The 9,442-nt window shown below is 69.0% G+C and carries 7 protein-coding genes; 3 read left to right on the top strand and 4 right to left on the bottom strand.

Annotated elements, in window-relative coordinates:
• Window positions 1–48 precede the first annotated feature (48 nt).
• On the top strand, window positions 49–1,842 hold the full coding sequence (locus tag VG899_10295) for a DUF4012 domain-containing protein (protein ID HWA66742.1): 1,794 nt from the start codon (window positions 49–51) through the stop codon (window positions 1,840–1,842).
• Window positions 1,843–1,920: 78 nt separating this feature from the next.
• On the top strand, window positions 1,921–2,841 hold the full coding sequence (locus VG899_10290; protein HWA66741.1) for a hypothetical protein: 921 nt from the start codon (window positions 1,921–1,923) through the stop codon (window positions 2,839–2,841).
• Here VG899_10290 and VG899_10285 read toward each other — a convergent pair whose 3' ends face one another.
• A complete protein-coding gene (locus tag VG899_10285; GenBank protein HWA66740.1) occupies window positions 2,842–4,686 on the bottom strand; it encodes a polysaccharide biosynthesis tyrosine autokinase in 1,845 nt (614 codons plus the stop codon).
• Between the two features lie 80 nt (window positions 4,687–4,766).
• Window positions 4,767–6,416, bottom strand: a complete 1,650-nt coding sequence (locus VG899_10280; protein ID HWA66739.1) for a flippase — start codon at window positions 6,414–6,416, stop codon at window positions 4,767–4,769.
• A 99-nt stretch (window positions 6,417–6,515) separates the two neighbouring features.
• Here VG899_10280 and VG899_10275 point away from each other — a divergent pair, with 99 nt between their 5' ends.
• Window positions 6,516–7,481: a glycosyltransferase gene (locus VG899_10275; GenBank protein ID HWA66738.1), complete on the top strand. Its 966-nt coding sequence runs from the start codon at window positions 6,516–6,518 to the stop codon at window positions 7,479–7,481.
• Here VG899_10275 and VG899_10270 read toward each other — a convergent pair.
• A complete protein-coding gene (locus VG899_10270; protein HWA66737.1) occupies window positions 7,478–8,410 on the bottom strand; it encodes a sulfotransferase in 933 nt (310 codons plus the stop codon). The two genes, VG899_10275 and VG899_10270, sit on opposite strands and share 4 nt — an antisense overlap.
• Window positions 8,407–9,360 carry a glycosyltransferase gene (locus VG899_10265; GenBank protein HWA66736.1) on the bottom strand — a complete coding sequence of 318 codons (954 nt, stop codon included), beginning with the start codon at window positions 9,358–9,360 and terminating at the stop codon, window positions 8,407–8,409. The genes VG899_10270 and VG899_10265 overlap by 4 nt, the downstream gene beginning before the upstream one ends.
• Window positions 9,361–9,442: the final 82 nt, after the last annotated feature.

The following is a 9,442-nucleotide window of genomic DNA, read 5'->3' as shown; positions in this document are numbered from 1 at the left end:
CACCGACTCGGTGCCGGACCCCCACGCTTTGTCCCGAGGTGATGAGACGTGACGCACGCCGGCTCCGGTGAGCCAGCCGCCCGGTCGGCGACCCGTCGGCGCGGCCTGCTCGCCGGCGGCGTGGCGGTCGCTGTCCTGCTGCTCGCCGGCTTCGTGTGGATCTTCGTCACCGGCTGGCAGGCGCGGTCGGCCCTGCTGGCCATGCGCCACGACATTCGCCAGTTGCGTAGCGACCTGATCGCGGGCCGCAGCAGCGCGGCCGAGCACGACCTCGCCGAGGTGCAGTCGAAGGCGGCGCACGCCGTCGACCGAACGTCGGGTCCGGCGTGGTGGGTCGGCGCCCACCTGCCGCTGCTGGGCGAGCCGCTGCGCACCACGCGCACGATCGCCTCGATCGGTCACTCGCTGAGTCACACCGCGATGCCGCTGGTCCTCGACGGCGGTCAGGCGCTCAGCCCGAAGAGCCTGCGTACCGCCTCTGATCAGATCGATCTCGCCGACCTCCAGCAAGGCGGTCCGCTGTTGGCGCGGGCGTTGCCGTCACTGGACGCCGCGCGCGAGCGGATTTCGCGCACGTCGAGCAGCTGGCTCGGCCCGGTGTCGTCGGGCCGCAGCTCGGTGTTGCGGGAGCTCACCTCGCTGGACGGCACGCTGCGCGACACCGTCCTCGCCACGCGACTGCTCCCGCCGATGTTGGGCGAGTCCGGGCCGCGGCGTTACCTGGTCGTGTTCGAGGGCGACAACGAGGCGCGCGCGCTCGGTGGCATCTTCGGCGGCTACGGCCTGCTCTCCGCCGACCACGGACGGATGACGTTCGGCCGGTTCGGCAGCGACCGGGACTTCCACGGCATCACCGCGGACGTCGACCTCGGTCCGCAGTTCGCCAAGGCGTACGGCGGAGACGACGCCTACCACTCGATCCAGGACGCGGACATCAGCCCGCACTTCCCTGACGCCGCGCAGATCTGGGCGTCGATGGTCTCGCAGCGGCTCGGGCTGCACATCGACGGCGTACTGGCCGTCGACCCCGTCATGCTGTCGCGAATCCTCACCGTCATCGGTCCGGTGCGCATGGCGGACGGCACCAGGCTGACCGGGCACAACCTGGTCCGGCTTCTCGACGTCGGCGTCTACCAGCGCTTCGACGCCGGCGAAGAAGACATCGACACACCAGCTCGGAAGGCGTTCTTCGTCGCCGCCGGGCAAGCGGTGACGCAGGCCGTCCTCGAGCGGAACCTCAGCACGACGAAACTGCTTCACGCGCTGGCGTCCTCCGCCGGGCAGCGTCGCCTCGTCGCCTACAGCGCCCACCCGGACGAGGAGGCGATCCTTGCCGGAACTCCGCTCGGCGGGGTGTTGCACCGCACGAGCGAGCCGTTCGAGGAAGCAGTGGTCACCAACGACTCGGGGACCAAGCTCGACTACTTCTTGCACCGGACCCTGGTCTACCGGCGGTCGAGCTGTGCAGCCGACATCGCGACGGTGTCGCTGACGCTGCACAACGCCGCACCGAGCAGCGGGTTGCCGGCGTACATGACCACGGGCGTGCAGTGGGGCTCCGATCCGCACCCACCGGGCTCGGAGTTCCTCATCGTGAGCCTCTACTCGACCGAGGGCGCCTCGGTGTCCGGCGTCACGCTGGACGGCAAGCCGATCGGCACGTATTCGGCGGTCGACCGCGGACATCCGATCACCGAGACGATCCTGACGATCCTGCCCGGCCAGACGCTCACCGAGCAGTTCACGGTCCACGAGCCGGCGGCGACCGGTCCGGTCGTGTTGCCCCAGCAGCCGCTGGCACAGCCGATGACCGTCCGAGACGACTCGCCCGCCTGCACCTGACGGGCCCGCGGCGCGGTCGGCCGAGCGGTCGGCGTGGTGGTGCGACGACTGCTCCAAGCCACGTGATTTGATCATGTCGTGCGCCTTCTCAAGGCCTTCACGATGGATGTTGTGGTGGTCGTTCTGGTCCTCGTGGATGCTGTCCTGATCGTTGCGGCGGTCCGGCACACCTCCGGCAACTCGCTGGGTCGCCAGCTGCCCTACCAGGTGACGTCCTCGCCGTCCGGCACGCCGATCGAGACCGGTACGCCGGCGCAGACCCCGGCCGCGTCGGTGACTCCGGTCGCACACGACGCCACCCTGCTCTCCTTCGACAGCGCCTCGGACGGGTGGCGCGCGGTCGCCGGGTGCGCACGCAAGGCACGGTTGGCCCAGACCACAGACGGCGGGCGCACCTGGCAGCGGGTGAACCTACCCGTGCCGCACGTCCTGCGCATCGACCTGACAGCGCCCAACTCCGGCTGGGTCGTCGGCGCGGCCGCGAACTGCCAAGCCGAGTTCTTCTCGACCGCGGACGGCGGCAAGACCTGGGCGCCGAGTGCCGGCCTGGGACAGGCATGGGTGGTGCTGAACAACCGGTTGCGGCGTCCGGCCGGCACCATCGCCGCGCCGTGCGGCAAGGGCGCGCCGGTCGAAGCGGTTGCACCCGCGAGCGTCACCGTTGCGATGGTCATGTGCGGGTCCGGACTGCTCAACACCGCCGACGGCGGTGTGACGTGGACCCCGGTCGGGGCCTTCCCGGGCGGGGGTCAGGCGGTGGCGGCAGCGCTGGAGCCCGGGTCGAACGGGCAGGGCCTGGCGCTCGTCACCGGTACGCCGGGTTGTGCCGGGCTGGCCGTGGTCCGCACCGACGACGCCGGCGGATCCTGGCAGGCCGGGCCGTGCCTGACCGCGTTGCGGGCTCCCGCCACGGTGTCACTGGCCGCGAACGGGAGCGGCTACGCGGTCGGCGGCGGGAAGTCGGTCACCACCACCGACTCCGGAGTCAGCTGGAGCTAGTCAGCGGTCCTCGTCGAACGAGCGGCGAACCGGATCGGACTCGAGCTCCGCGCGCGTCAGCCCGCCCGGCGAGGTGCGGGTGGCGATCTGTGCCGGGTCGCGGTAGTCGCGTGCCCACGGCGAGTCCTCCTCGGAAGGCGCCGCCGGCGGCTCGCTGGACATAGCGCCGAACGGGGTGGAAGCCGGCGGTTCGACGCGATGCTCGGGCTCAGCCGACTCGGCGGGCTCCGCCGAATGCGCAGGATCGGCCGGTTGCGCGGGCTCGCGCGGGGGGCCAGCCCATGCCGGCGGTGCGGAGGGCGGCTCTTCGACCGCCTGCGGAAGCACCGGAGCCTTCGGCCAGGTCGTCGCCGGACTCGGGCTCGAGCCGTTTCGCTCGGCACGGTGTTCGGAGGGCTCGGTGACAGGCTTGACGGATGCGTGGCTGCTGAAGCTCATCGCCGGGTCCGCCGCGGGGCGCAACGTCGGCATCGGAACCCGGTCTTTGCTGTGGTAGCTGTACGCGTAGCCGTAGTAGTAGGCCTCTGGGCCCTTGCGCGGCGCGAAGTTGATCACGGTGCCCAGGATCCGGGCCCCGACCGCGGTGAGCGACTGGGTGGAGTTCTGCAGCTGCTCGCGGCGCGTCTGACCGTGGTGGACGACGATCAACGCCCCGCTCGCCTCGACCGCGAGCACCGCGGCATCCGTCACCGGAAGCAGCGGCGGAGTGTCGAACAGGACGAGGTCGTAGCGCTGCTCGAGCGAGCGCAGCAAGCTCACCATGCCGTGCGATCCGAGCAGCTCGCTCGGGTTCGGCGGCATCGGGCCCGAGGGCAGAACGTCGAGCAGGCCGTCGGAGCCCCAGCTCTGTACCGCCTCGTCGAACCCGATCGCGCCGATCAGGACGCTGGTCAGCCCGACGGCGTTCTCCAGGCCCATGTAGAGGCCGACGCGCGGGCGGCGCAGGTCGGCCTCGACGAGCAGCACCCGCATCCCGGTGTTGGCGAGCGTGATGGCGAGGTTGCAGACGGTCGTCGTCTTGCCCTCACTCGGCACTGAGCTCGTGCAGACGATGGAGCGCAGCGGGACGTCGACATCGATGAACTGAAGGTTCGTCCGCAGCTGCCGCAGTGCTTCGGAGCGCACGCTGTGGGTGTCCTCGACGATCACGAGCGGATGGCTCTTCGCGTCGGGGTCGAAGCCGATGACACCGATCGCGGCCCGGCCGGTCGCCTCCTGGACGTCCTCGGCGGTCTTGATCGTGTTGTCGAGGCTTTCGCGCAGTACGGCGGCCCCGAGCCCGACGACCAGACCGACCAGGAACGCGAGGCTGATGTCGAGCGGCGTCTTCGGTGAGACCGGCGAGCTGGAGAACGTTGCGGGCTTCACGACGCTCACCTTCACGGGCGACTGCCCGTTCGAATCCGGCGTCTCGACCTGCTTGACGATGGTGGGGAACACCTGCCCGATCCCGGTCGCGATCTCCTGGGCCCGGCGAGCGGATGGATCCGTGACCGTGACGTTCAGCAGCACCGTGTTGACCGGCGCCTTCGCCGTCACCTCGTTCTCGATCGTCTTGGGTGTCAGCCCCCCACCGATCTGCGCAGCGACCTGGCTGGCGACCAGCGGGCCGCCGACGATGTCGGCGTAGGACTGGACGCGGGCCTGCGAGAACTGTCCTTCTTGGAAGATCGCGGACGGGTCGGCGTCAGCGGCGCTGGTCGAGACGAAAAGCTGCGTTTGGGACTCGTAGCGCGGCGAGCTCGCGAGGACGAACAGCGCTCCCGCCGCGAGTGCAACGGCCACGCAGAGCGCGATGATCTGCCAGCGGTTGCGCAGGATCCGAAGATAGTCGGAGAGTTCCACTCACAGTCCAAGGGTTCGGAGGCTGTCACTTCGCGGTCAGAGCAACCTGGCAGAAAGTTTCGACGTTCTTTCCCGTGCCGCTACATTCTAGCGTCGGAGCCAGGTCTGGAGATCGGCGGCGAAAGCGGCGGCACCTTCCTGGGTCGTCGCAGCCGGGAGGCGGCTGCCGCGCCGACCCCGTCCAGTCCGAACGCAGCCGGCTTGCCGAAGATCACCGCGAGGTAGCAGGCCGTCGCCACCGCCGCGAATCCCACCAGAACGACCAGGCCCGAGCCGGCGGCGACGCGCACCGCGAGGCCGCCTGCGGCGTAGATCACGCTGCTCACTGCCGTCGCGATGAGGAGACTTCTCGAGAACGGCGAGATTCTCGTCGCCCGCCACAGGAGGGTGGACGTCAACGCGCTGGTGATGACGAGTGACACCAGCCAGGCGATCGCGGCGCCTGATATCCCGTACCGGGGGATCAGCGCCACGTTCAATCCGAGGTTCGCGGCGAGTGACACGCCCGCCACCGCCATGTTGGCGCTGGTGCCCCCGGCCATCCCGAGCGCCTGACCGGATGGGCCCGTGCCGCAGTTCGCGAGCATCCCGGCGGCGATGACCGCCAAGGCGGTCGCGCCGTGGGTGTAGTCGGCGCCGAACACCTTCATCCAGGTGCTGCCGAAGACGACGAAGAGCAACAGCCCCGGCCAGGACGCCAGGACCGTCCAACAGGTCGATACCTGGTAGATCGCGGCGGCTGCCTTCGTGCGGCCTGCGGACATCAGCCGGGCGAACTGTGGCGTGACCGCGTAGGCGACGCCCTGCAGCGGGTAGGTACCGATGGCGACGTACCGGCTTGCCACGTTGTACAGCGCGGCCGAACCAGGCGAAGCGAGCGAGCCGACGAGCAGAACGTCGATCCAGGTGATCAGGATCTGAAAGGTCGCTCCCAGGCTTCGCGGTGCGCTGAAGCGCCAGAACATGCGCCCCTGATGCCGCAGCTCGGCCACGCTGGGCCAGCGCTGATCACCGTGTGGCTCATTCCAGATCATCAGCCGGGAGAACCACCACAACGAGACCACGGCGCCGAGGCCGTAGGGCATCACCCAGGCCAGCGCGACCAGCTCCGGCGACGGATGGCTGGCGAGCAGCGGAAGCAGCAGGACGATGCGCAACGTGGGGATCGCGACGTACATCACACCCACCGAACGCTTGATCGACCAGGCGCGCACCGCCGCGAGGGTGACAGTCATCACGGAGGCGGCGGGGACGAACGCGAGCACGATCCGCAGCTCGGCTCTAAGAGCGGGGACGCTGTGCGCAGCGTGGCCGGCCAGGAGTCGCGCCTCTTGCGGCACCGTCAGGTAGGCGGCAGTCGTGAGGATGCCCGCAGTGATGATCGAAGGGACGAGTGCCGCGACGGCGAGAGAACGGAGTGCTCGCAGACCGTCACGACGCACTTGTGGGACGAACCGGAGCAAACCGGTGTCGGCGCCGAGCTCGGCAACGTTGCTCAAGATCGTGAACGCGGCGACTGCCTCGAACATCGCGCCCGAGCGCTGCGTGCTGAGCACGCGACTGACCAACAGGAGCGCCACGAAGCCGAGCACCGCGTTCAGGACCATGCCGGCGAGGCTGAGCGTGCCGCCGCGGGCAAGCCGGTTCAGCTCACCCGTGATGGACTGCTCGGCGGCGGCTGTGTGACCGGCCTCGCCATCGCCACTGCGAGATGCGGACGGTGGCGGCATCACCCGGCCAGTATGCCGAGCGCGCGGCCGGGTCCCGAAAGTCGAGCACCGACGTACCATTTCGTCGGTCGATGCGCGATGAGCGAAGGGAGGCGGTGCGTGGCCGAGCGCAAGGTGTTACTCGCCGCCAGCACGGGTGGACATCTCGCTCAACTGCACCGCTTCGCGCCGCTTCTCGGTGCGAGCGCAGACTCGCTGTGGGTGACGTTCGAGACGAACCAGAGCCGTTCGCTGCTCGAAGGACGAAGGGTGTGTTTCCTGCCCTACGTAGGTCCGCGCCAGTCGCGTCCTCTCCTACGGACGATTCCGCGCATTCGCGAGCTGCTTCGCAACGAACACTTCGACGTCGCGGCGAGCACAGGCGCCGGGATCGCGCTGACCACCCTGCCTCTGGCGCGTGCGCACGGCGTCCCCGCCCTTTACATCGAAAGCCTCTCGCGGGTGAACGGACCGTCGCTGTCGGGGCGGGTGCTTGCCGCCAGCCACACGGTGCAGCTGCGCACCCAGCATCCCGCCTGGGCGACCCGACGGTGGCGTCCGTTCCCGAGCGTCCTCGACACCTACCACCGTGACGATCGGCCCGAGGTGTCGAGGCCGAAGCTCTTCGTGACGTTGGGCACGATCAAGCCGTACCGGTTCGACGCGCTCGTGGATGCCGTGCTCGCGACCGGTCTCGCCGACGAGCGGACCGTCTGGCAGCTCGGCGAGACCACGAGAAGCGACTTGCCGGGCACCGCCTACCAGATGGTGTCGCGTGACCAGTTCAACTCGTTCGCCACCGAGGCGGACGTGGTCGTCGCCCACGCCGGGGTCGGCACGTTGCTCGATCTGCTGGAGCTCGGCGTCAGTCCGCTGGTCGTGCCGCGCCGGCGATCCCGCAACGAGCATGTCGACGACCACCAGGTCGAAATCTGCGAGTTGATGGCCCGCCACGGCCTCGTGGCCTACCACGAGGCGCCTGACCTCAGCGGCCAAGCAATCGTCGCAGCCTCAGGCCGAGGGGTGCTCGCCGAGCCGGTGTCACCACAGGAGGTTCACCTGAGTGAGGAACAGATTTTCGGCTAGGAGTAGCCGAGTGCGTCCAAGAGTGATCCGGCCTCGCGCTCGAAGACCGCCTGTTCGTCAGGCATGAGCGAATGCCACCTTCCGACCGACGCCGGGCGGGCGGAGTTCACCAGATGGGTGATCAGGACGGCGGCCTGCCCCGGCTCCCCGAGGAACTCGGCGAGTGCGGCTCCGGTTTCCTTGGGCTGCGTGACGAGTCGTTCGTAGCGAAGCTCGAGAAGCCGGTCGCCGGGCAGTCGCTGGGTCTGCCGCAAGGCTTCCTCGGTGAATCGCCGCCAGGCCCAGATGCATCGGTGGAGGTCGGTCGTCTCACGAAACTCGGCGCGGCGGTCGATCTCCGTCCAGAACCGCGGGTAACCGCCCCATCTGGCTCCGCCGGGCTCGAATCGTCGGCTAGCCGCAGAATCGGCGCGAAGCCAGGGCTTCTCTCGGTAGCTCGTGGCGGCGTCGCGGCCGTCGCGAATGATGTGGACGAACTGAGCATCCGGGAACTGCTCGGCGAGGAGGTCGATGAGGAAGCACGCCTGTGGCGTCTTGTCGCACAACCGCTTGCTCCACTCCATTCGGCTGGTGAGCAGCAGGCGATAGGCCAGTTGTAGGTAGGCGGCAGTTCGGCCGGCGTCCCAGTCGCGTGTCGCGTACTGCTGGGCGGCGTACTTCGTCGCTATCGGCTCGAAATGGTAGGAGACGCCGGAAAGTCGGCCGACCGCGTCACCGAGGTAGCTCGTCCCCGATCGCGGGGCACCGATCACGAAGATCGGTCGGTGCAGCTGTAGCGCGGGCCGGGTCGGTCGCCACCCCTGCGCGGTCGGGCTCTTTCGCAGCAGCGACAGATCCACCGCGACGGTGCGCGCCATCGTCGCGGTCGCCGACCGAAAGCGCCACGGCGGCTTCTCGTCGGCTGGCTGAGCAGCGGCTGACCGCGTCATCGCGCCTCGGCCAGCCGGTGACGGATCCTGGAAATCGCGTCTTGGTCGGCTGCCACCCGTTCGTCGCGCAGCGACCGCATCGCCGAGCTCAGCTTGTCGCGAGAGGCCATGGCTCGGGTCACGGCAGCGGCCAGCTGGTCCGGCTGCGGGCCCGCGAAGCAGGCGGCCGAGCCGAAGAACTCCTCGAGCACAGCCGTGTCACTCGTCACCAGGGGCTTGCCGAAGGCGAGCGCCTCGTAGCCGCCACACTGCATCGTGTCCGGGCGGGTCGTGAGACAGACGACGAGACCCGCGGATGTGACCAGATCGTCGTAAGTCGCAGCGTCGACGTAGCCAGACAACCGGACGTTCGGTATTGCAGCGGCTTTTTGCTTGCCTTCCGGCCGGGCCGAACCGGTCACGATGAACTCGAGCTCCGGCAGCTGCGCCGCCGCATCTAGCATCGCCTCGATCGGCTCATCCTCGGCATGGGAGGCGATGACCAGCACGTAGTCCTGTGGCGTCTCGGTGCGAGCAAGGGTCGTTTCCGGAACGTCGATCACCAGGTCGTGCACCTGCTCGACGGCGAGCCCGCGAGCGCGACAGATCTCGAAGTGGGTCTGGTTCGTGACCAGGACAACGCCGCGCTTCGCTGCCGCAAGAACATAGCGGGTCGACCACCGCCACTTGGGATTGTTGAACGTCCCGCTGTGCAGATCGAATAGCACCGGCACCCGGGCGATCCGGCCGTAGATGGCGGCACACCACGCCGCCAGGGGTGGCGGCGCCATGACCGCCAGAATCTTGGGCCGCGAGCGACACAGGTGGTAGGTCATCCACGCCCAGGCGGCCAGGTAACGCAACGGCACCGGCACTCGCTGGATCGATCGCGGCAGGAAGAGCGGCTCGAGGCCGAGTCGACGAGCGAGTGATGCGGATCGGGCGTGCCAGGTGGTCCAGCTAACGAACATCCTCGACAGCTCCCATGACGTGATGGTGCTGATCTTTCGCGTCCCCCACGGCGATCCCGACGAGCAACCACAGGGCGGCGGT

Source organism: Mycobacteriales bacterium, from assembly GCA_035550055.1.
Classification (GTDB): domain Bacteria; phylum Actinomycetota; class Actinomycetes; order JAFAQI01; family JAFAQI01; genus DASZTV01.
Note: the sequence above shows the minus strand (reverse complement) of the source record. Positions and strands in the feature narration are given on the sequence as shown.

Bases quoted from the DNA above. Each gene is read 5' to 3' on its own strand.
- VG899_10280 (HWA66739.1), bottom strand. From the start codon at position 6,416: ATGCCGCCACCGTCCGCATCTCGCAGTGGCGATGGCGAGGCCGGTCAC.
- VG899_10270 (HWA66737.1), bottom strand. From the start codon at position 8,410: ATGACGCGGTCAGCCGCTGCTCAGCCAGCCGACGAGAAGCCGCCGTGG.
- VG899_10265 (HWA66736.1), bottom strand. From the start codon at position 9,360: ATGTTCGTTAGCTGGACCACCTGGCACGCCCGATCCGCATCACTCGCT.